17 protein-coding genes and 1 pseudogene are annotated in these 21,769 nt (G+C 44.1%); 10 read left to right on the top strand and 8 right to left on the bottom strand.

The window, feature by feature from the left end:
- Positions 1-135: 135 nt before the first annotated feature.
- The 5 genes from FTV30_RS11550 to FTV30_RS11530 all read left to right on the top strand — a co-directional run bounded on the left by FTV30_RS11550 (position 136) and on the right by FTV30_RS11530 (position 5,336).
- Positions 136-1,329: a sugar transporter gene (locus FTV30_RS11550; protein ID WP_005173477.1), complete on the top strand. Its 1,194-nt coding sequence runs from the start codon at positions 136-138 to the stop codon at positions 1,327-1,329.
- A 331-nt stretch (positions 1,330-1,660) separates the two neighbouring features.
- Entirely contained in the window at positions 1,661-2,626 is a 966-nt protein-coding gene (locus tag FTV30_RS11545) for a TerC family protein (RefSeq protein ID WP_005173479.1), read from the top strand.
- A 187-nt stretch (positions 2,627-2,813) separates the two neighbouring features.
- On the top strand, positions 2,814-4,151 hold the full coding sequence (gene guaD, locus FTV30_RS11540; RefSeq protein ID WP_005173481.1) for a guanine deaminase: 1,338 nt from the start codon (positions 2,814-2,816) through the stop codon (positions 4,149-4,151).
- 218 nt (positions 4,152-4,369) lie between these two features.
- Positions 4,370-4,897 carry a hypoxanthine phosphoribosyltransferase gene (gene hpt, locus FTV30_RS11535; RefSeq protein WP_005173483.1) on the top strand — a complete coding sequence of 176 codons (528 nt, stop codon included), beginning with the start codon at positions 4,370-4,372 and terminating at the stop codon, positions 4,895-4,897.
- A gap of 181 nt (positions 4,898-5,078) precedes the next feature.
- Positions 5,079-5,336, top strand: coding sequence for a GlsB/YeaQ/YmgE family stress response membrane protein (locus FTV30_RS11530; RefSeq protein ID WP_005173486.1), 258 nt, complete (start codon positions 5,079-5,081; stop codon positions 5,334-5,336).
- A 77-nt stretch (positions 5,337-5,413) separates the two neighbouring features.
- On the opposite strand, the gene FTV30_RS11525 is transcribed toward FTV30_RS11530, so the two are convergent.
- Positions 5,414-6,115, bottom strand: a complete 702-nt coding sequence (locus FTV30_RS11525) for a DsbC family protein (RefSeq protein WP_180001641.1) — start codon at positions 6,113-6,115, stop codon at positions 5,414-5,416.
- 416 nt (positions 6,116-6,531) lie between these two features.
- Between FTV30_RS11525 and FTV30_RS11520 the strand changes: the two genes are divergently transcribed.
- Positions 6,532-7,677 carry an MFS transporter gene (locus tag FTV30_RS11520; RefSeq protein WP_180000464.1) on the top strand — a complete coding sequence of 382 codons (1,146 nt, stop codon included), beginning with the start codon at positions 6,532-6,534 and terminating at the stop codon, positions 7,675-7,677.
- Between the two features lie 41 nt (positions 7,678-7,718).
- Here the strand turns inward: FTV30_RS11520 and mnmE are convergent, their stop codons facing one another.
- The 5 genes from mnmE to rpmH all read right to left on the bottom strand — a co-directional run bounded on the left by mnmE (position 7,719) and on the right by rpmH (position 11,824).
- Positions 7,719-9,077, bottom strand: coding sequence for a tRNA uridine-5-carboxymethylaminomethyl(34) synthesis GTPase MnmE (gene mnmE, locus FTV30_RS11515; RefSeq protein ID WP_180001640.1), 1,359 nt, complete (start codon positions 9,075-9,077; stop codon positions 7,719-7,721).
- A gap of 91 nt (positions 9,078-9,168) precedes the next feature.
- Positions 9,169-10,932, bottom strand: coding sequence for a membrane protein insertase YidC (yidC, locus tag FTV30_RS11510; RefSeq protein ID WP_005173495.1), 1,764 nt, complete (start codon positions 10,930-10,932; stop codon positions 9,169-9,171).
- Positions 10,933-10,937: 5 nt separating this feature from the next.
- Entirely contained in the window at positions 10,938-11,258 is a 321-nt protein-coding gene (gene yidD / locus FTV30_RS11505) for a membrane protein insertion efficiency factor YidD (RefSeq protein WP_180001639.1), read from the bottom strand.
- A gap of 9 nt (positions 11,259-11,267) precedes the next feature.
- The gene (gene rnpA / locus FTV30_RS11500; protein ID WP_100355778.1) at positions 11,268-11,660 is read right to left on the bottom strand and encodes a ribonuclease P protein component; all 393 of its coding nucleotides are present in this window, start codon (positions 11,658-11,660) and stop codon (positions 11,268-11,270) included.
- A gap of 29 nt (positions 11,661-11,689) precedes the next feature.
- The gene (gene rpmH / locus FTV30_RS11495; protein ID WP_000831329.1) at positions 11,690-11,824 is read right to left on the bottom strand and encodes a 50S ribosomal protein L34; all 135 of its coding nucleotides are present in this window, start codon (positions 11,822-11,824) and stop codon (positions 11,690-11,692) included.
- 660 nt (positions 11,825-12,484) lie between these two features.
- On the opposite strand from rpmH, the gene dnaA reads away from it, so the two are divergent.
- From dnaA to gyrB, 4 genes are all read left to right on the top strand, one after another.
- Positions 12,485-13,861 (top strand): chromosomal replication initiator protein DnaA, encoded by a 1,377-nt coding sequence (gene dnaA, locus FTV30_RS11490; protein ID WP_074383792.1) that lies wholly within the window; start codon positions 12,485-12,487, stop codon positions 13,859-13,861.
- A 108-nt stretch (positions 13,862-13,969) separates the two neighbouring features.
- Entirely contained in the window at positions 13,970-15,118 is a 1,149-nt protein-coding gene (gene dnaN, locus FTV30_RS11485; protein WP_074383791.1) for a DNA polymerase III subunit beta, read from the top strand.
- A 28-nt stretch (positions 15,119-15,146) separates the two neighbouring features.
- A complete protein-coding gene (gene recF / locus FTV30_RS11480; protein ID WP_005173511.1) occupies positions 15,147-16,229 on the top strand; it encodes a DNA replication/repair protein RecF in 1,083 nt (360 codons plus the stop codon).
- A 56-nt stretch (positions 16,230-16,285) separates the two neighbouring features.
- Positions 16,286-18,757: a DNA topoisomerase (ATP-hydrolyzing) subunit B gene (gyrB, locus tag FTV30_RS11475; RefSeq protein ID WP_180001638.1), complete on the top strand. Its 2,472-nt coding sequence runs from the start codon at positions 16,286-16,288 to the stop codon at positions 18,755-18,757.
- Positions 18,758-19,931: 1,174 nt separating this feature from the next.
- On the opposite strand, the gene FTV30_RS11470 is transcribed toward gyrB, so the two are convergent.
- Both FTV30_RS11470 and FTV30_RS11465 read right to left on the bottom strand, forming a co-directional pair.
- A complete protein-coding gene (locus FTV30_RS11470; RefSeq protein WP_180001637.1) occupies positions 19,932-21,095 on the bottom strand; it encodes a zinc-dependent alcohol dehydrogenase in 1,164 nt (387 codons plus the stop codon).
- Between the two features lie 342 nt (positions 21,096-21,437).
- Positions 21,438-21,769, bottom strand: a pseudogene (locus tag FTV30_RS11465) (ABC transporter ATP-binding protein); the annotation flags it as partial.

Below are 21,769 nucleotides of genomic sequence, written 5' to 3'. Positions count from 1 at the left end.
TTAATCCAGACTGACATATTTTTCAGTCGCATATTGTTCGATTTCTTTAAACGATTGTGAATCTGTGCTCTTTCCTGATATCACCGTGCAATGAACAGGTTTAAACTGCCTGTCTGTTGTTTAAGCCAGATATTTATGTCCAGCCCTTCTTTTAGCTCCTCGGTAAGACGTCAATGGATCTGCGTAATTGCGTTAGCCAGTGCCGCCTTTATTTTCAACACCACCGAATTTATTCCCGTGGCCTTACTCAGTGATATTGGTGCAAGTTTTGACATGTCGGCGACTCAGGTCGGGTTGATGCTGACCATTTATGCCTGGGTCGTGGCTTTATTGTCTTTACCGATGATGCTACTGACCAAAAACATTGAACGACGTTTCTTGTTGATGGTTTTATTTGCGGTCTTCATTTCCAGTCATGTGCTGTCTTATTTTGCCTGGAGTTTCAGTGTTCTGGTATTTAGCCGGATCGGGATTGCAGTAGCGCACGCGCTGTTTTGGTCAATTACCGCTTCGCTTGCAGTACGTGTCGCACCAGCAGGCAAAGAATTTCAAGCCTTGGGTTTATTGGCCACAGGTACTGCCATGGCCATGGTTCTGGGAATTCCCTTTGGTCGCATGATCGGGGAGGCCTATGGCTGGCGCAATAGTTTTGCCTTGATTGCCATCGTCGCCAGCGTGGTCTGCCTGCTACTGGCCAAAACCTTGCCCTTATTACCGAGTGTCAATTCAGGTTCACTCAGCAGCTTGAAAACCTTGTTAAAACGTCCAAGCCTGATGCTGGTATTTGCCCTGACGGTCATTGTAATTAGTGCACAATTCACCGCCTATAGTTATATCGAGCCATTTTCACTGAATATTGCCCAGCTCAGTTCTGTACAGACCACGACTTTATTGCTGGTCTATGGTGGGGCAGGTTTAATCGGCTCTTATCTATTTGGCCGTTTTGCACCACATTTTCCCAAACTTACTATTCCACTGTTCACACTTGGACTGGCTATCTCGTTGCTATTATTGCTGCCGTTGTCCAGCAATGTCTTGCAGTTAAATACCCTGGCTTTACTCTGGGGCGTCAGTATTATTGGTTTCAGTCTGGCCTTACAAGCCAAGACCTTAAATCTGGCCTCCGATGCCACCGACGTGGCCATGGCGATTTATTCTGGCCTGTATAATATTGGAATTGGTGCTGGCGCTTTACTCGGTGGGATCGCAACGGCACAGATCGGCTTGCACAGTATTGGCTGGCTCGGGGCCATCTTGGCCAGTCTGGGTTTTCTCATCACGTTATATTTAATTCGCCGTCCGGATTTTATTGCTCAAAAAATAGCTTGAATCATGCATTTTTGTAAATGAAATTGTAGTCTTAATAAAAATCTGTCATGCTTCTGCATATTGAGCATTTGCTCAAACAGAATTTCGTTTGAACAAGGGGAGTAGCCTCCTCCAAACGTTTAGCAATTGTGGTTCAGATTGTTCAACGTGTCAGAATATCGTCATTACACTTTGCAAAAAGTCGGTATCTGAGCATCTCACTGCGACACTTTTAATAAGAAGTGTAACAGTGAGATGTAGGCAAGACCTTGATCATGTTGGTATAGATGTTTTTCATCTGACAACAGGTCAAGGTTTTTTTATGGCCGATTGTCAGATGTGGAGAATTCACATGGAAACAATTGGTACGCTGTGGCTGTATCTTGTCTTTTTCGCGATTGTCGCAGTCATGCTGATCATCGATTTCGTCGGCTTTAAACATCAGCATGGCCAGGAGGTCAAAGTCCGGACTGCGGCCTACTGGAGTATTGCCTGGGTCAGTATCGCGACTTTATTTGGTGGCGGTTTATGGCTCTATCTGGAGCAGACCGCAGGTACTGCAATTGCCAATGCCAAGGTCATGGAATACTTCGCCGGTTATCTGCTGGAAAAATCCCTGGCAATTGATAACGTCTTTGTCTGGCTGATGATCTTCGCTGCTTTCGCCATTCCACCCGTGCTACAACGTAAATTGCTGCTCTACGGTGTACTCGGTGCGATTGTCCTCAGAACCATCTTTATTTTTATTGGCGCCTGGTTCGTTCAGGAATTCTCATGGATTTTATATATCTTCGGTGCCTTCCTGGTGTATACCGGCTTTAAATTCCTGCGTGGTCAGGATGAAGAAGAAAGCAATATTGAAGATATGGCGATTCTGAAATGGCTGCGTAAACGTATGCGGATTACACCGCAACTTGAAGGTGACAAATTCTTTATCCGTAAAGATGGTTTACTGTGGGCAACGCCGTTATTCCTGGTTTTGATTCTGGTCGAAGCCTCGGATGTGATCTTTGCGGTCGATTCTATTCCGGCAATTTTCGCTGTGACCACCGATCCCTTCATTGTACTGACTGCTAACCTGATGGCGATTTTGGGTCTGCGCGCGATGTTCTTCCTGTTATCGGGTGCCGCATCAAAAATGCATTATCTGCCTTATGGTCTCGGGATTATTCTGGTCTTTATCGGCTTTAAAATGCTGATGCTGGATGTATTCCATATGCCAATCTGGATTTCACTGAGCTTTATTGTGATTGTCTTGACGATCACGGCGATCCTGTCGATTCGCCACAGTAAAAAACATAATCAAACCACGCTCTAATAACTGTATAGACAATCATCTTTAGCGTCAAAAAAGTCCGTTCAATCATGAGCGGACTTTTTTTATTGCTCGACTGCCTTACCACAGCTTCGACTTAACTCAGGCAAATGAAGTCAGCATGATCACGTTATAAATCTACTGAAGTGGGTTACAATCTATTGAAAAAATTAAAAGCACAGGTTTTAACATGTCTTCTCAGATTGCAACAACGGCAGTCCGCGGTCGTTTCCTTGATATCCAGCATACAGTTGCCCAGGCACATGAGATTGATGACCAGGTGCGCTATGTAGAAGATGGTCTGATCATCATGCAAGATGGCAAGATTCAATGGTTTGGCAGCTGGGATGAAGGGCAGAAACATCTAGCTGAAAATATCCAGGTCGCCCATTATCCTGAACAGCTGATTGTGCCGGGATTGATCGATACCCATATTCATTTCCCGCAAACCGAGATGGTCGGGGCCTATGGCGAACAACTGCTGGAATGGTTAAATACCTATACTTTTCCAACAGAAATCCAGTTTGCAGATACAGCCTATAGCGAAAAAATCGCCGAATTTTTTGTGCAGGAATTGCTTAAAAATGGCACCACCACGGCACTGGTCTTCTGTACCGTACATCCTGAATCAGTAGATGCTTTGTTTACAGCGGCGAGCCGCAGAAATATGCGTCTGATCGCCGGTAAAATCTTGATGGACCGACATGCACCGGAAGCGCTGACAGATACAGCAGAAAGCGCTTATACCGATTCTAAAGCGCTGATTGAAAAATGGCATGGGCAGGGCCGTAACCTGTATGCCATTACCCCTCGCTTTGCCCCGACGTCCACCAATGAACAACTTGAAAAAGCAGGTCAGCTCAAAGCCGAATATCCAGATGTCTATGTACATACCCATTTAAGTGAAAATAAAAATGAAATTGCCTGGGTCAAAGAGTTATTTCCGGAACGTAAAGGCTACCTGGATGTCTATCATCACTATGGTTTAACCGGTGCAAAATCAGTGTTTGCACATTGTGTACACCTGGAAGAGCAGGAGTGGGATTGCATGCAGCAGACCAATTCAGCGATTGCCTTTTGTCCGACCTCAAACCTGTTTCTGGGCAGTGGTTTATTCCCATTAAAGAAAGCATGGGACAAGCAGGTGAAAGTCGGTCTGGGCACCGACATCGGGGCAGGCACCTCGTTTAACCAGTTACAGACTTTAAATGAAGCCTACAAAGTGCAGCAATTGCAGGGAGAAAAACTCTCTGCTTTTGAAGCCTTGTATCATGCCACCTTAGGCGGTGCTAAAGCCTTAAGTCTGGACGATCGTTTGGGGAACTTTAATATCGGCAAGGAGGCGGACTTTGTGGTGCTGGATCTAAATGCCACTGCTTTACAGCAGTTACGCCAAAGCAGAGCCAAAAATATTGAAGATGCATTTTTTGCACTGACCATGCTCGGCGATGACCGTAATATTGCAGTGACCTATGTCTACGGAGAAGCTGTCTATGTCAAAGCCCGATGTACCCGCTCAGACGACTAAAACCCAGCACCGCCATCGCTGGCTGATCGTCTCTGCCATGTTGCTGACCTGTACTTTCATCCTGCGCAGGGATTCGCAGGCAGCAAAGAAATGATTACATTTACAGCATGCAAAACAGGTGCATCTGCAGTAGGGATGTATTAAAATTACAGTGTATTCAGGTGTTGCAGGTCAACACCTTTTTTATTTTGCTATTTTTACTTTTTAGGTATCTACCCATGACCGTTCAAATGAGCGTAATGATTTCCGCTGAAGAAATTCAAGCTAAAGTCAAAGAGCTTGGTGCTCAAATCGATGCACACTATGCCAATAGTGACAAAGACCTTGTGCTCATCGGTTTATTACGTGGTTCAGTGATTTTTATGGCCGATTTGTGTCGTGTGATTTCCAAACCCCATGAACTGGATTTCATGACGGTATCCAGTTATGGCGGTGGCACCCTATCTTCGCGTGATGTAAAAATTCTGAAAGATTTAGACGGCGAAATCCGTGGCAAAGACGTGCTGGTGGTTGAAGATATTATTGACTCGGGAAATACCTTGAGCAAGGTGCTGGAAATCCTGCAAACCCGCCAACCGAACTCGATTCAACTGTGTACTTTGGTAAGTAAACCATCACGTCGTGAAATCGATTTAAAGGTCGAATTTTTGGGCTTTGAAGTTGAAGATAAATTTATCGTAGGTTATGGTCTGGACTATGACCAGAAGTATCGTCATCTGCCATTTATTGGTGAAATCGGTCTTTAAAGTTTATTTAAAAAAGTGGCTTAGGCCACTTTTTTTATGTCTCAAATAGACAGAAAAATAGGAACAAAAAATAACATCTCGTTTCAGGATTCAACTTTTTTTGCTTTCTATTCTGTTTCAAGATAATTAAACATGATGTAAAAACAAAGACATGATAGACATGATAACAAGGAGCATACCTATGTGGACAATTATTGTGGCGATTGTCATTGGTTTTATCGCGGGTCTGATTGCACGTGCAATCCATCCAGGTAATGACAAGGCAGGCTTTATCATGACGACCCTGTTAGGTATTGCCGGTTCCTTATTGGCTACATTTGCTGGTCGTATGCTCGGTCTTTATTCGGCAGATTCTGCGGCAGGTCTGATTGCTTCCGTGATCGGTGCGGTGATTATTCTGTTTATTTATAACATGCTGACCAAACGCCGTACGGTCTAAGCGGTTCTGGCTCAATCTGAGCAGTTCCAGTAAAAGCACCCAGTCGGGTGCTTTTTGCTCTTGTATATCTCTCAACTTTATAGTGAAAATTCCTTAAAAATCTGTTCGATCTGTTCTGCCGGATAGGCCCCCATGACTTTAAAACCATTCGAAAAAATAATTGCTGGTGTCCCATTCACACCCAAAGACTGGGCCAGTTTTTTATTTCGCTCAATCGGATTGGCACAACTTTTTTTCGATTTTGGCAGGCTACCTTGAGTGATCAGATCGTCCCAGGCCTGAGCAGGATTAGACGCGCAATACACCTGTTTTGAAGGCGCAACCGATTGTGGCTTTAAAGGCAGAATAAAAGTATAAATCGTCACATCCTTGAGTTTTTTCAACTCTACTTCAAGCTGTTTACAATACGGGCAATTTGGGTCAGAAAAGATCGCAATCTGACGTTTCCCCGTACCTCTTACACTTTTCACAGCATCTTGAAGCGGCAATTTTTTCCAGTCAACACTGTTCTGTTTTAGTATCAAATCACGGGTCAGATTATGCTGATCCTGAATCCGCAGCATCGACCCGGCAATCAGATGCTGGGCATCTTCATTCAGATAAACCACTTGACCCTGCATAAAACCACTGTAGATGCCCTTCATTTCCGTGGTCTGGATATTTTCGATTTTTAAATTGGGGCTATTCTTTGCCAGATTGGCTTTTACCATATCAATATTAGCGAATGCGAAGCTTGAAACAAATGTACTTAAAGCAATAATCAGTGTTTTTTTTAACATGAATGTTCTACATGAATCAGATAAAAATATGCTTCGATTCTAATGGGTCTGCTTTTAAATTACCCACGGATTTATGTTACTGTTTATTCCAAGTTTAATCAGTGCATTATGTTTCACGTGGAACAGAAGCGATAAAAGAAGCTTAAATGACGGACAAAAATAAATTCTTGTATGAGATTAAATTCTGGTTAAGATTTTATATCTTATAAAATAATATATTATTTTATTGAAATATATATAAACACATCTATTTGATTTAAAATCTTTTACTGATTCGCCCTTGACCATGTTTCTTGGCCCGCTCTACACTGCATATACTTTTCTTTTTCTTCGCTATGCCCTGACATGGATTGGCCAAGGATCAACACTATAACGGCATGTTCATGACAACAATAACCACTTGGCGACCCTTCTGGATGGTCAGCCTGGCTTTAATCATGGGAACGATTGGTACTGCTTTGGCGAGTCCACTCTATCCGATTTATCAACAACTCTGGAATTTATCCCCAAGCCAGATTACCTATATTTTTGTCGCCTATATGTTTGGCTGTCTGGGCACCTTATTGTTCCTGGGGCGCACCAGCAATAGCATTGGCTTTTTAAAAACTCTACAAATTGGCCTCGTGTTTATTAGTCTGGGTTTGATTATTTCGGTCTTTGCCAATAATGCCCTGATTTTATCTCTGGGCCGTTTCATTATCGGGATTGCCTCTGGTTTGATGACGACTTCTGCCATGCTTGGCATGATGCAGACCATTCCGGAGAGTCATAAGCAGCTTGCGCCGCAATGGGTCTCTATTTTGACTGCGATTGGCTTTGGTCTGGGTCCGTTTATCGGGGGAGTCATTGCGCAGTTTTCTCAAGCCCCGCTGGTGACTCCCTATATTCCGATTATTGTTGGAGCAGTGCTTTGTTTTATCGGCTTATTCTGGTTAAAAGTGCCTGCTTTTGAGCGTCAGCCCTTTAGTATCGCCCCCAAATTACAGCGTCCTGAGGCTCAATATCATGCTGTATTTATGATCATTGGGTTCACTGCATTTAGTGCCTTTGCTGCCTTTAGTTTATTTGCCTCACTTTCGCCTTCTTTTGTGCAAGATATTTTACCGTGGCATGGCCCTTTAGTAAGTGGTACCGCCATTACCTGTATTCTGCTGGTATCTGCAGTGGTGCAATACCTGGCCAAAGCGGTGGCTGCAAAAAAATGTCTGAATATCGGCTTGGTCATGATGCTGATTAGCCTGCTCAGCCTTGCATTGTGTATGTTGCTTAAGGCAAGTTTCTTATTCTTCGTGAGCGATCTCTTATTTGGTATTGGGCATGGTTTTGCCCTGATGGGGGCTTTTGGCGTGATTCATGCTATCACCACTTTGCAAAACCGGGCCGCGGTGATGTCGACCTACTTGTTTATTGGCTATTTGGGCACCATTGTGCCGATTCTTGCGGTGGGTTACTTGGCCGACCATTTTGGATTAAATTTCGCTGTGATCAGCTTCTGTGTGGCGATGAGTGCTTTATGTGTCGTGCTCTGGTTATGCCACCAGAAGCTCAGTGTAAAAGCTTAAAATAGCCCTCTGATGAGGGCTATTTATGCATAATTTTTTGCTTACTTTCCAATACAAAACGAACCGAAAATTTTTCCAAGCAGATCATCGGCACTAAAGTCACCGGTAATTTCCCCCAGTGCATTCTGGGCTAGACGTAAGGACTCCGCCACCAGTTCACCGGCGTTGTACATCACCAATTGTTCACGTGCTTCAGCCAAATACAGTTGAGTGCGCTTCATTGCGTCTAAATGACGGGTACGCGCAATAAAGGTATCTTCTTCAGGCTGGAAGCCTGCATGCGCTGTAATCGCCTCTATGAGCGCTTGCACACCAGTTTCCTGCTTGGCAGAGACTGCGATATGCCGAAAACCATTCAAATCAGCAATTGCAGCTTCAGCACCAGTCAGATCACACTTATTCCCAATCAGCATCAGACGTTTTGCTTCAATATGTTCAGCAAAATATTCTTGGGCCAGTTGCAGCGGATCTTCACCTTGACTTAGGTCATAGACCAGCAGTAACAAATCGGCCTGTTCGATTTCCTTGATTGCACGGCGAATCCCTTCTTTTTCGACAATATCCCCGGTCTCACGCAAGCCTGCGGTATCCGTCAGGGTAATTGGCAAGCCATTTAAGGTGATTTTTTCATGCAGCACATCACGCGTAGTACCTGCAATATCCGTCACAATCGCACGTTCAATCCCGGCCAGCGCATTCAGTAATGAAGATTTACCGGCATTCGGTTTACCGGCAATCACCACTTGCAAACCTTCACGCAATAACTGACCTTGACGTGCTGATTGCTGAACTTGCGTGACCGCAGTCGCCACACCATCGAGCAGATTCAGAATCTTGCCATCGGCCAGAAAGTCAATTTCCTCTTCAGGAAAATCAATTGCGGCTTCCACGTGCAAACGTAAATGCACCAGCTGCTCAAGCACCGTATTGACTTTGTTTGAAAATGCACCTTGCAGGGAACGAACCGCAGAACGCGCAGCTGCTTGTGAAGTGGCATCAATCAGGTCAGCAATGGCTTCAGCCTGTACCAAGTCCATCTTGCCATTTTCAAAAGCACGCATGGAAAACTCACCGGCTTTGGCAGCAATCGCACCCAGTTCCAGCAAACGTGCAAGCAAGGCATTTTGAATCACCGGACCGCCATGACCTTGTAACTCCACCACATCCTCACCGGTAAAGGAATGCGGATTCGGGAAACAAATAGCTAGGCCTTCATCCATAATTTCACCAGCGGTATCGTAAAACTTACGAAAGGCAGCATAGCGTGCACCGGCAAGGGGTTGTTTTGTGAGTGCTTCGGCAATTTCATAGGATTTTGGACCCGATAGGCGAATCACCCCAACGCCGCCACGTCCTGGTGGCGTTGCAATCGCAGCAATAGTCGTGGTTCGGTTGAGCATAAAATTCACCTAAAAAATCCAAAAGTTCAGCCAAAAAAAATCCGCCTAAGAGTATCATCTTAAGCGGATTTATTCAGCCCGTCATTACAACTTAGTTGACTGGCGTTGCTTCATCACGTTTGGCACGTTCTTTAGCAACAGACTTGTTAATCAAACCTTGTTGCAGGATGGTGATCAAGTTGTTCACAATCCAGTATAGAACCAAGCCCGCAGGGAAGAACAGCAAGAATACGGTAAAAATCACCGGCATAATCTTGAAGACTTTGGCTTGCATTGGATCAGTGGGTTGAGGATTTAAGGACTGTTGAATATACATCGTCAGACCCATTAACAATGGCAGGATAAACCATGGATCCATTGAGGATAAATCCTGAATCCAGAGCATCCATGGCGCATGACGCAGTTCAACCGATTCCATCAAGACCCAGTACAAAGCCAGGAAGATTGGCATTTGTAATAACAGCGGTAAACAGCCTGCAAGCGGATTGACCTGTTCACGTTTGTACAGTGCCATCATTTCCTGAGAGAAGCGCATACGGTCTTCACCAAACTCTTCTTTCATACGCTGCATTTCTGGAGCAATCACACGCATTTTCGCCATTGAGCGGTAGCTCTTCGACGACAATGGCCACAGAATCAGTTTCACCAGAATGGTCAATAGAATAATTGCCCAGCCCCAGTTACCCACTAAACCATGGAAGAATTCCAGACCCACGAACAAGAGTTTCGCAATTGGCCATAACCAGCCATAATCGACTGTTTGGTTTAAACCTGTGGCCAAATCCTTCAATTCTGACTGGATTTTTGGACCTGAATAGAAGGTCGCATCAATCTCGGCCACAGTACCTGCAGGCACATTAAAGGTTGGAGAAGTAAAACCAATAATGTTCATGTTATCGGTTGATTTACGTGATTCAAGCTTGGCGCTATACGCTTCACCATTACCCTGAGTCAACTTCAGATTACCAGGTACCCAAGCACTGACAAAGTAGTGCTGTACCATGGCAACCCAGCCACCTGTCGCTTCAGTACTGACTTTTTCTTCAACAAAGTTGTCAAATTTAAGCTTGTTGTACTGCTCGTCTGGCGTACCCCAGGCACCGCCCAGGAAAGTCCCTAACGTGAAAATACCCTGGTCTGATTTACCCGGATCTTCTGAATTATCACGTTTGATCTGGCCAAACATCTGACCTTGCCAGGTCTGAGCACTGCGGTTCACCACTTTGTGGTTCACAACAACCGGATATTCACCTTCAGTGAAATTGAAGGTTTTGATAATCTCGACACCATCCGCGGTTTTAAATACCAACGGTACAGACAAGACTTTAAGGTTTTCACCCTCTTTAGATTTGGTTGCTTTCGCGTCTGCCAAGGTATAAGCGGTTTTTTCCAGCTCATACGTCGGACGGCCGTTACGGCTGCTGTCCGGTCCATTTAGACCGATCAGACCAGACTGAGCGACATAAGTACGTTTCGCATCGCTTTCCAGCATCACGAACGGTTCATCGCTGTCCTTGTTTTTGTCATGATTGAGTAATTCAACACGAACAATATCACCACCTTTCGGATTGATCCAAAGATGATAAAGGTCAGTTTGTACTGAAATAAGCTGCTGACTTACAGGTGCTGTGGCATCCGTGGCTTGCTGCGCTGGCATATTCGCTTGTGGCAGATCAGAGGCAACAGTAGCCGTCTGAGCATTTGGCAAATCTGCAGATACGTCATGCGAAACAACAGCAGTTTCTGGCTGCGGTTTGGTTTCAGCATTTCCATAATCTTTTTGCCACGCCAAAATGAGCAAATATGCGACAACAAACATGGCTCCGAGAATTGCAATCCTGGCCCATTGTTGCATATGTATTACCCCAAGTGGTGAGAGTGATTTTGGTTCAATAAACGATCACGAAAGGGTACAGCAACGTGAAGCGTTTGAGAATCTATTTGCTGAAATGAAATAAAACGAATCGCTTTAGAGGGAACAGGATCATATCCCGAGCCCCCCCACGGATGACAACGGCAAATACGCTTAGTAGCCAGCCACACTCCACGTCCAGTCCCATGTATCTGGACTGCTTCCAAGGAATATTGAGAACAAGTTGGAATATAACGACAGCGCGGTCCCAATAAAGGACTGATCGCAATCTGATAGAAACGTATCAACCAATGTAGTAAACGTACCATTGGCCTACTCTACTTTTGTGGGGAGGGGGCTATTTTTGTATGCTTTTTGGCAAGACGGTTCAGTTTTTGCCAAGCAAATTGTAATTGCTGATGCAATTCTGCATTAGGCACTGCTTCCACACCTATTTTTGGCATGATTACAATGTCTAAGTCATCTAATTGCTGTTGATGCAGGCGAAAACTTTCGCGAGCAAGTCGTTTTACTCTATTTCGTTCGTGTGCTCGGCGCACTTTCTTCTTAGCAACAACTAAACCCAAACGGCTATTTGGCAGTTCGGAATGTTTTGCAAGAAATAAGAAATGGGGCTGATGCACTTTAAAAAGCGCACCATCAAACACACCTTTATAATCGGCGGCACAGCGTAATCGCAACTCTGTACCAAAACTATAAAGTTTTGTCATAACACCCAAAATCGTCTTAGCGTAACTGATTAAACAGTTAAGCTATGACGACCTTTTGCACGACGGCGAGCTAATACTTGACGACCAGCTTTAGTAGCCATACGAGCACGGAAACCATGAACACGCTTACGCTTTAATTCAGATGGTTGGAATGTACGTTTCATATTGAAACTCCAAAAAATGATCTTTCTATGAAGGTCCGCGATTTTAGTGCTCATTGCTTGAGCTGTCAATGCAAAAGCACTTTTCTTTTCAAATAAGCTTAAAAAAGATTTTTATACGAGTTTTCAAAAAAACTGTTGGTGAAATGACTAAATTATACTTAACCACAGATTAAATTATTGTTATACATAGATATATAACTTATAAACAACTCTATCAACAAAGTTATCCACAATCTATCCAGTGTTGAAAAGCAAGATTCTGTTTTTGAATTTAAATTCGTAATCTCTCGATTTATCCACAGAAAACTCAAAGCTTATAAATAAATTCAAATTTATAAATTTAAGTTTATTATTATTAGGGAGCACTTTTTCTATGGATAAGCCACTTTTTATTTAACTAAACATATATTTATGTTGTGGATAAAACTGTTTCTAATAATTTTATACTTTGTGGATAACTTTGTGTTATATTTTATCCACAGCTTGCGGATAAACTTATCCACACCGGGTTTTAAATTTAAATTTATGCACGATGATGGCTTTTTGCACAGTTTCTGTGGAAATGATCATGACAGATGTGGATAACTTGGTTAGAATGGCGACCCGCTTTTGGTCGCGGTCATCTTTTTGAATGAACAATGGAATGAATAGGGGATTCACATGCTTTGGACGGACTGCTTAAATCGCCTGCGACAAGAGCTCTCTGGAAATGTCTTTACAATGTGGATTCGCCCATTGGTTGCAGAAGAGTTGGAAGATAGCTTGCGTTTGTATGCACCCAATCCTTACTGGACGCGTTACATTCAAGAGCATCATCTGGAACTGATTACGATTCTGGCCGAACAGCTGTCCGAAGGACGGGTACGCAAGGTCGAAATTTTGGTCGATTCACGTCCTGGTGCGATTTTATCGGCCAGTGAACAGCCAGCGACCACCACCGCGGCGTTGACTTCAACCCCAATGCCGGTACAAAAACCGAAAAAAGAAAAAGAAGATACGGTTAAAAATAGCCGTAGACGTCAGCTCAATCCGTTATTTACTTTCTCGCTGTTTGTCGAAGGCCGTTCTAACCAGATGGCAGCAGAAACCTGTCGCAAGGTACTGACCCAACTCGGTGCTTCACAGCATAATCCCTTATTTTTATATGGGCCGACCGGTCTGGGTAAAACTCACTTGATGCAGGCCGTGGGCAATGCACTGTTGCAGGCCAAGCCGAATGCACGGGTGATGTACATGACCGCGGAAAGCTTTGTACAAGATTTTGTTAGTTCTTTGCAGCAAGGCAAAGTGGAAGAATTTAAGAAAAATTGCCGTTCTCTGGATTTGTTACTGGTCGATGACATCCATTTACTGGCCGGTAAAGAAGCCAGCCTGGTAGAATTTTTCTACACCTTTAACGCACTTTTAGATGAATCTAAGCAGATTATTCTGACCTCGGACCGCTATCCAAAAGAACTGACTGAACTGGATCCACGTTTAGTTTCACGGTTTTCCTGGGGCTTGTCGGTCGGGGTTGAACCACCGGATATTGAAACCCGGATTGAGATTTTATTAAGAAAAGCCGAAAGCAATCAGGTAGATTTACCGCGTAACTGTGCCCTGTTTATTGCGCAGCAGGTGGTGGCCAACGTGCGTGAACTGGAAGGTGCACTAAACAAAGTGGTGGCAATTTCACGTTTTAAAGGCACACCGATTGATCTGGATGTGGTGCGTGAATCCTTAAAAGATGTGCTGGCGATTCGTGCCCGCACCATCAGTACTGAAAATATTCAGCGTGTGGTCAGTGAATATTTCCGTATTCCCTTAAAAGAGATTGTCGGACCGAAACGCACCCGAATTTATGCCCGTCCACGTCAGCTGGCGATGGGTCTGGCACGTGAACTGACCGGCGACAGTTTTCCAGAAATTGGCATGGCTTTTGGTGGTCGTGATCACAGTACCGTGATGCATGCCTGCGAGAAAGTGCAGAGCCTACGTGAGGAAGATCCCATCTTTAACGAAGACTATAAAAACCTGCAACGTCTGTTGCAAAGTTGACCTAAATCGCTCAAATTCTATTCTTGCTATGCGGCTGCTTTTGCCGCATAGTAAACCGTTAAAAATTCACTTTTTCTATATTAATCTTCAGCTTTAGAGGAATGCACCGTGCGTTTAAAAATCGCGAAAGAAAGCTTACTGAATGTTCTCTCACATGTCGTAGGAGCGGTTGAACGTCGCCATACCTTAAATATTTTATCTAACCTGAAAATTCAGGTGACTGCACAGGCATTAACCGTGACCGGTTCCGACCTTGAGGTTGAACTGGTGGCCAGTACAACACTGGCTGAAGGTGCATGTTTGCAGGCCGGGGAGACCACAGTTCCGGCGCGTAAGCTGATTGATATCTGTAAGTCACTTCCTTCAGCGGCATTGGTGGATTTGCATATTACTGAAGATCAGCGCTGCATTCTCAAATCAGGTAACAGCCGTTTTGTACTGGGTACCTTGCCTGCTGATGATTATCCATTACTGAATACTGAAAACACCCAAGGTACGCAAGTAACAGTCACCCAGCGTGAGCTGAAGCGTTTATTCGAGAAAACTGCCTTTGCGATGGCGGTGCAGGATGTGCGTTTTTACCTGACCGGTACTTTGCTGGAAATTGATGCCAATCAGCTGCGTGCTGTGACCACCGATGGCCACCGTCTGGCGCTTTGTGAAACTGCGGCTCAATCTACTGCGACCCAGCCGATTCAAGCGATTGTGCCACGTAAAGCCGTGGCGGAATTACAGCGTCTGCTCAGTGTTGAAGATGAGCAGTTATCTTTGCTGATTGGTCGTGAACTGCTGAATGTGACCATCAATATGCCAAGCCGTGACAAGGAACAGGCCGATATTACCGTGCGTTTCACCACCAAACTGATTGATGGTAAATTCCCGGATTATCGTCGTGTGATTCCACGTGGCGGTGACAAAATCGTGATGATTGCGCATGATGTGTTCAAGCAGTCTTTGCAGCGTGTCGCGATTTTAAGTAATGAAAAACTCCGTGGCGTGTTCCTGAATTTTAATGCCGATTCCCTGCAACTTCGCGCCAATAACCCGGAACAGGATGAGGCGATTGAAGACTTAGCCATTCAATATGCCGACTCACCGCTGGAGATGTCGTTTAATGCGCAGTACTTGATTGAGGTGCTGGGTGTGCTGGATGGTGATGATGTCTCCATGACCATGACTGAAGCCAATCAGTCTGTGTTAGTACAAGACCCGGCACATACCGATCAAACTTATGTCGTCATGCCGATGCGTGTTTAAGTCGCGGCTATTGATACTCGTATAAGACATGCATATTACGCGTTTACATATTGAGCGTGTACGGAATTTAAAGACGGTTGCTCTCCACAGATTGCAGCCGTTTAATGTTTTTTATGGCCAAAATGGTTCAGGTAAAACCTCGATTTTAGAGGCGATTCATTTGCTAGCTGCCGGTCGTTCTTTCCGTACCCATATCCCGAAAAATTATATTCAGCATGGCGCACAAGACGCGATTGTGTTTGCACAGTCCGCGACCGAAAAAATCGGCATGCAAAAAATGGCCAGCGGGGAACAGCTGATTAAGGTCAATGGTGATCTGGTGGCAACGCAGGGCCAACTCGCCAAGCTATTGCCTTTGCAGCTGATTGACCCACAAAGTACCGATATTATTGATCATGGTGCCAAGCCACGACGTCAACTTTTAGACTGGTTAATGTTCCACGTGGAACCTGAGTTTTATCATGCCTGGCAATATTATTCGCGTGCCTTGAAGCAGCGCAATAGTTTGCTCAAAAGCAAACGTTTCTTGAGTCTGTCCGATCTGGAGCCTTGGAACCAGATGCTGAGTGAGTATGGTGAACTTCTGCATTCGCAACGTGCGGGTATCGTGGAACAGTGGAAGTCCTTTTTTGAAGATGATCTAAAGCAGCTATTGCCTGATCTGCAGATCAGTCTGGAATACAGTCCGGGGTTTCATAGTGAAACCGGCCTGCTGAATGATCTGACCAATCAGCATGCAAAAGATCTGGAAAGACGTTATACAGAATACGGTCCACATCGCGCAGATTTGCGTCTGAAAACCCCTCTGGGGGATGCTGATGTGATCCTGTCACGCGGGCAAAAAAAGCTGCTGATGATGGCGTTAAAACTGTCGCAAATCGCAATGCTGCATTCTTGTAATAAGGAAACTGTGGTATTATTAGATGATGTGACAGCAGAATTAGATTTAACCGCACAACAACGTTTAATTGAGCGATTGAGCCAACTTGGTAGTCAAGTTTTTATTACCACCTTAGACCATGAATCAGTACAAAAGCACTTACATGATTTGTCTATCTCATATCAGTTATTCAATGTTGAAAACGGTACAGTTCAGGTTGTTGTGCAATAGTATTTTTTTAGTTTTACCCATCTTGGGATAGACCTATTTTTCACTAGGGAGAAACCATGAGTTCAGAAGATCAAGCTGCTTCTCAAACAGAACAAACCATTGAAAAGGCTTATGATTCCTCTAGCATCAAGGTATTACGTGGTTTAGACGCAGTACGTAAGCGTCCGGGCATGTACATTGGTGACACAGACGATGGCACAGGCTTGCACCACATGGTGTTCGAAGTAGTCGATAACTCGATTGATGAAGCCTTGGCAGGCCACTGTGATGAAATTATAGTGACTATTCATGAAGATGAATCGGTTTCAGTTTCTGACAACGGTCGTGGTATTCCAACCGATATTCACCCTGAAGAAGGCGTGTCTGCGGCAGAGGTGATTTTGACCATTCTGCATGCCGGCGGTAAGTTTGATGACAACAGTTACAAGGTCTCAGGCGGTTTGCATGGCGTAGGTGTGTCTGTGGTCAACGCACTCTCTGAAAAACTACTGTTGAACATCAGTCGTGCAGGTAAAACCTATGAACAGGAATACCGTCATGGTGATCCTGTTTATAAATTACGTGAAACAGGGACAACCGAAACGTCAGGTACCACTGTACGTTTTTACCCAAGTGCTGAAACTTTTAGCCAAACCATATTCAATGTCGATATTCTGGCGCGTCGTTTGCGTGAACTATCGTTTCTGAACGCAGGTGTACGCATTGTACTTCGTGATGAGCGCGTCAACCTTGAAAATATCTATGACTATGAAGGTGGTTTATCTGAGTTCGTTAAATACATTAACGAAGGCAAAACGCATCTGAACGATATTTTCCATTTCACTACTGCACAGCCCGATACCGGCATTACGGTAGAAGTGGCATTACAGTGGAATGATTCTTATCAGGAAAACGTACGCTGCTTTACCAATAACATCCCGCAAAAGGATGGTGGTACACATTTGGCCGGTTTCCGTGCTGCACTGACCCGTGGTTTAAATAACTACATGGACAGCGAAAATATCCTGAAAAAGGAAAAAGTTGCAGTCTCGGGGGATGATGCGCGTGAAGGTTTAACCGCGATCGTCTCGGTGAAAGTGCCTGATCCAAAATTCTCTTCGCAGACCAAAGAAAAACTGGTGTCGAGTGAAGTAAAAACTGCGGTTGAGCAGGCCATGAACAAGGCATTTTCTGAATATCTTTTAGAAAATCCACAAGCAGCGAAATCGATTGCCGGCAAAATTATTGATGCCGCACGTGCCCGTGATGCAGCGCGTAAAGCCCGTGAAATGACCCGTCGCAAGAGCGCACTGGATATTGCCGGTCTTCCAGGTAAATTGGCCGATTGTCAGGAAAAAGATCCAGCCTTGTCTGAACTGTATCTGGTCGAGGGTGACTCTGCGGGTGGATCTGCGAAGCAAGGCCGTAACCGTAAAATGCAGGCGATTTTGCCGCTGAAAGGTAAGATTCTGAACGTAGAGCGTGCGCGTTTCGACCGGATGATTTCCTCTGCGGAAGTCGGCACACTGATTACTGCACTTGGCTGTGGTATTGGTCGTGAAGAATATAACCCGGACAAATTGCGTTACCATAAAATCATTATCATGACCGATGCTGACGTCGATGGTTCGCACATTCGTACGCTGCTGTTGACCTTCTTCTTCCGTCAGATGCCTGAACTGGTCGAGCGTGGTCATATCTATATCGCCCAGCCACCACTCTACAAGCTGAAAAAAGGCAAGCAGGAACAGTACATCAAAGATAACGATGCACTGGAAACTTACCTGATTTCCAATGCCATTGACGAGCTAGAACTGCATATCAGTGCTGAAGCACCTGCGATTCGTGGTGAAGCACTGGCAAGGGTGATTGCCGATTATCAAACCTCACAGAAGAGCTTGGCCCGTTTAACCCAGCGTTATCCGGCGAGCTTGCTCGATGCTTTGCTGTCGCTGGACGCCTTTAAACTCGATCAGCTTGAAGATAAAAGTTATGTCGAAACTTGGGGTGAAAACCTGCGTGCAGCGATTGAAGCCATTCAGCCGACGCTACGTCCAGAATTAACGCTGGAATCTTTCGAGAAAGAACTGGCAGATGGCCAGAAAACTCAAAGCTGGTTACCAAGAATCACCATCTATGTGCATAACCTGCCACATAGTTATCTATTAGACTCTGTGCTTTTAGGTTCAAGTGAATATGCACGTTTATTAAAGAATTCGAAGAGCTGGTTCAGCCTGCTTGAAGAGGGTGCTTATTTGCAAAAAGGTGATCGTAAGATTAACGTGAACAATTTTCATCAGGTTTGGCAGCATATTCTGTCTGACTCGCGTCGCGGCATGATGATCCAGCGTTATAAAGGTCTGGGTGAGATGAATGCGGAACAGTTGTGGGAAACCACCATGGATCCGGATAATCGTAACATGCTGCAAGTGACAGTCACCGATGCGATTGAAGCAGACCGCATGTTCTCTTGTCTGATGGGCGATGATGTGGAACCACGTCGTGCCTTCATTGAAGAAAATGCCTTGAATGCAGACATTGATACCTGATTAAGATGATTTTAAAAAGCGCCTTTCGAGGCGCTTTTTTGATGCAAAATTTATGCGAATATCATCTGAATTTTTTTGGAGGAATTCCAATCTAGAGCGTGCTTTTCTGCCAAATGATCAGTTAATTTTAGCTATAAAAAAGTCGAATTAAGCGGTGGCTAATCGACCTAAAAAGAATTATCCATAAGTAAGCAACATAAAGACAAGTATGAGATCTGGATGAATGCAATTTATCATGGTGAGAGGGAGTAATTGTGCCACTATAAATATGAAGATTTTAGCAGGGTTTAAAGGATAACTATCGATACTAGGATCAATTGTACATGTGCTGCAAAATAGCGTGTAGAAGCCATTGAAGCCAAAGTTGGTGTATGAAAAATACCCGTAGCGAAGGCCGAATTGAAGAGTGGAGAGCGATAGAGCTGGAAAATAATAAATACAAAATGATAAAGCTGGTTTTTTTAAATTCTATTATTTGAATGGCTTATTAAAATATCCTGCCGTATCTCAAATAATATGTGAATAGGATTATTTTAAGGTCTGCTCTAAATATGATCAAATATGTGGATAACTACAAAGTTATCCCTAATTAGTTATGTGAATAAGATTGTATTTATCCACAAACCAACTCCCTCTCTAGTTAATTTCTGGTTTTAAATTTAAAATATTTGGCTTGTGGACAAGTGCTTTTGAATTTAAAATGGCGTTTTGAATTTAAAGTGCTATTTAGAGTTATATTTCCTCTGTTATACAACCCTGCAAAATCAATAGCTACTCGTCAGCATGCTTGAGCAGCTATTTTTATTGAAAACTATAAATACTTTTAAAATTAATTACTTATATATCTATTGTAGTTTTATTTAATAATGAGCGTGAAACATATTTTGATTGAAAAATAGAGGGTGTAGTTAAACTACATAATTAATTTAACAATCAAGTGAATTTTAATTTTTTAATTTAAAATCATCGTGTTATTGTTTTTATTCCTTCTTGAGGTTTGTATTTTCTGGCTGAGTGCTAAATCTCATTGTGACAATCATGCTATGCATGATGTTTAGAAAAAACAGAAAAGGACATCAAAGTTTTGTGAATTGAAAATAGAAAAAATACAATTCATCAAATGCGGTAAAAAACAAAAAAAGCGCCTGACGGCGCTTTCTTATTGCTTAAATTTTTATGGTGTCAGGATAATCTTGCGGCAGTCTTCTTCACGTTTATCGAAAATGCGATAACCTTCAGCAGCATCTTCCAGTTTCATGCGATGGGTAATAATCAGGTCTGGCGAAAGATCACCATTTTCAATATGTTCCAGTAATTGTGGCAGGAACTTGTGCACATGGGTTTGTCCCATTTTAAAGGTTAGGCCTTTATCGAAGGCATCACCAAACAGGAAACCGTGAATTGGACCGGCATAAACCCCCGGCACACTGACCACACCGCCACGGCGCACCGCCGCAATACATTGTCTTAGCGCAGAACCACTCGAACCTTCCAGTTTTAGATTGGTCATTACCGTTTCCAGCATACTCCCTTTGGCCTCAAAACCCACCGCATCAATCACCGCATCGACACCACGATAACCTGCCGTATTTTGAATGATGAATTCGGCTGCATCCACGTCATCAAAATTGACCGGAATCGCCCCATAAGTTTGATGAGCAAAACGCAAGCGATAAAGATGGTGATCGACCATAAAGATCTGTTCGGCACCAAGCATGCGTGCGCAGGCCGCAGCCAGCAGACCGACCGGCCCAGCTCCATAAATGGCGACACTGGAACCTCGGCCAATCTGGGCATTGGTCACAGCTTGCCAGGCTGTGGGTAAAATATCGGTCAGAAACAATACTTTTTCATCAGGCAGGGAACCGGGAACCTTAAACGGTCCGACATTGCCTTTGGGAATCCGCACATATTCGGCCTGACCGCCTGGTACACCGCCATACAGATGGCTATAACCAAACAGGGCGGCACCTGGTGGAATCTGTTTTTTATTGATAATCGCACCACGTCCGCTATTGGTATTTTCACAGGCAGCCATCAGCTCGTGTTCACAGAAAAAACAGTGGCCACATGCAATCACAAAGGGAATAATCACCCGATCGCCTTTTTTTACTGAAGTGACTTCAGGACCGACTTCTTCGACCACCCCCATAAATTCATGACCGAAAATATCACCCTGTTCGGTTGCGGGAATTTTCCCACGATAAAGATGCAGGTCTGAGCCACAGATAGCAGTAGCCGTTACTCTGAGAATGACATCATCTGCTTCCTGAATGACTGGATCAGGAACAGATTCAACTCGTACATCGCGAGTACCGTGATAAGTAAGAGCACGCATGCGGATTTCCTCTCTCTAGTTCAACATTAAACAGACTCGAATCAAGGCTGCCGAAAATTAAAAAACACTTGTATTAGAGCCTTAGGATGCAAGCTGACGCTGTAAATTAATGTATGAAAAAAGCCACTCCACTGTTTAAAAAATAAACTTATATGGCACTTGCGTAATTCACGACAAAATGTGTCAAGTTTTGAAGAAGAGATGCAGTACTCAAGAATAGCAAGGAACTACACGGAGATGAAAAGCAGGAGGAAAATATTAAAAATGGGTGGTTTTAATAAAAAAAAGAGATGAATAACGCTTGTTACTCATCTCTCAGATAATGGGGGTGTTGAAATAGTGTTAGAAGGACTGCTCCAGACTTTCCAGTTCCATCATCAGTTCCAGCATCTGTTCTTCGGCTGTTTCCAGTTTGGCTTTCAGCTCGGTTTGCTCATTCATCAGTTTGAGCAAATCATTTTTACGTGAGGCATCATATAAAGCACTATCTCCGAGCAAGCTTTCAATTTCAGCCAGTCGTGGTTGCAGTTTTGAAATCTGTGTTTCACATTTTTCGATATTTTTACGAATCGGGCGGCTCAGTTCCCGCTGGCGTGCCGCTTCCTTACGCTGTGCTTCTTTGTCCAGTTTGGAAATGGTTGCTTTGACTTCGACCTGAGATTTCACCGGCTCGG

The sequence above is a fragment of the Acinetobacter sp. YH12255 genome (genome assembly GCF_013417355.1).
In the GTDB taxonomy this organism is placed as follows: Bacteria; Pseudomonadota; Gammaproteobacteria; order Pseudomonadales; family Moraxellaceae; genus Acinetobacter; species Acinetobacter pseudolwoffii.
This window is presented reverse-complemented; position numbering and strand designations above follow the sequence as displayed.

What these genes read in the sequence shown, in the direction of transcription:
- FTV30_RS11550 (WP_005173477.1), top strand. Translation starts at nt 136, where the DNA reads ATGTCCAGCCCTTCTTTTAGCTCCTCGGTAAGACGTCAATGGATCTGC.
- FTV30_RS11545 (WP_005173479.1), top strand. Translation starts at nt 1,661, where the DNA reads ATGGAAACAATTGGTACGCTGTGGCTGTATCTTGTCTTTTTCGCGATT.
- guaD (WP_005173481.1), top strand. Translation starts at nt 2,814, where the DNA reads ATGTCTTCTCAGATTGCAACAACGGCAGTCCGCGGTCGTTTCCTTGAT.
- hpt (WP_005173483.1), top strand. Translation starts at nt 4,370, where the DNA reads ATGACCGTTCAAATGAGCGTAATGATTTCCGCTGAAGAAATTCAAGCT.
- FTV30_RS11530 (WP_005173486.1), top strand. Translation starts at nt 5,079, where the DNA reads ATGTGGACAATTATTGTGGCGATTGTCATTGGTTTTATCGCGGGTCTG.
- FTV30_RS11525 (WP_180001641.1), bottom strand. Translation starts at nt 6,115, where the DNA reads ATGTTAAAAAAAACACTGATTATTGCTTTAAGTACATTTGTTTCAAGC.
- FTV30_RS11520 (WP_180000464.1), top strand. Translation starts at nt 6,532, where the DNA reads ATGGTCAGCCTGGCTTTAATCATGGGAACGATTGGTACTGCTTTGGCG.
- mnmE (WP_180001640.1), bottom strand. Translation starts at nt 9,077, where the DNA reads ATGCTCAACCGAACCACGACTATTGCTGCGATTGCAACGCCACCAGGA.
- yidC (WP_005173495.1), bottom strand. Translation starts at nt 10,932, where the DNA reads ATGCAACAATGGGCCAGGATTGCAATTCTCGGAGCCATGTTTGTTGTC.
- yidD (WP_180001639.1), bottom strand. Translation starts at nt 11,258, where the DNA reads ATGGTACGTTTACTACATTGGTTGATACGTTTCTATCAGATTGCGATC.
- rnpA (WP_100355778.1), bottom strand. Translation starts at nt 11,660, where the DNA reads ATGACAAAACTTTATAGTTTTGGTACAGAGTTGCGATTACGCTGTGCC.
- rpmH (WP_000831329.1), bottom strand. Translation starts at nt 11,824, where the DNA reads ATGAAACGTACATTCCAACCATCTGAATTAAAGCGTAAGCGTGTTCAT.
- dnaA (WP_074383792.1), top strand. Translation starts at nt 12,485, where the DNA reads ATGCTTTGGACGGACTGCTTAAATCGCCTGCGACAAGAGCTCTCTGGA.
- recF (WP_005173511.1), top strand. Translation starts at nt 15,147, where the DNA reads ATGCATATTACGCGTTTACATATTGAGCGTGTACGGAATTTAAAGACG.
- gyrB (WP_180001638.1), top strand. Translation starts at nt 16,286, where the DNA reads ATGAGTTCAGAAGATCAAGCTGCTTCTCAAACAGAACAAACCATTGAA.
- FTV30_RS11470 (WP_180001637.1), bottom strand. Translation starts at nt 21,095, where the DNA reads ATGCGTGCTCTTACTTATCACGGTACTCGCGATGTACGAGTTGAATCT.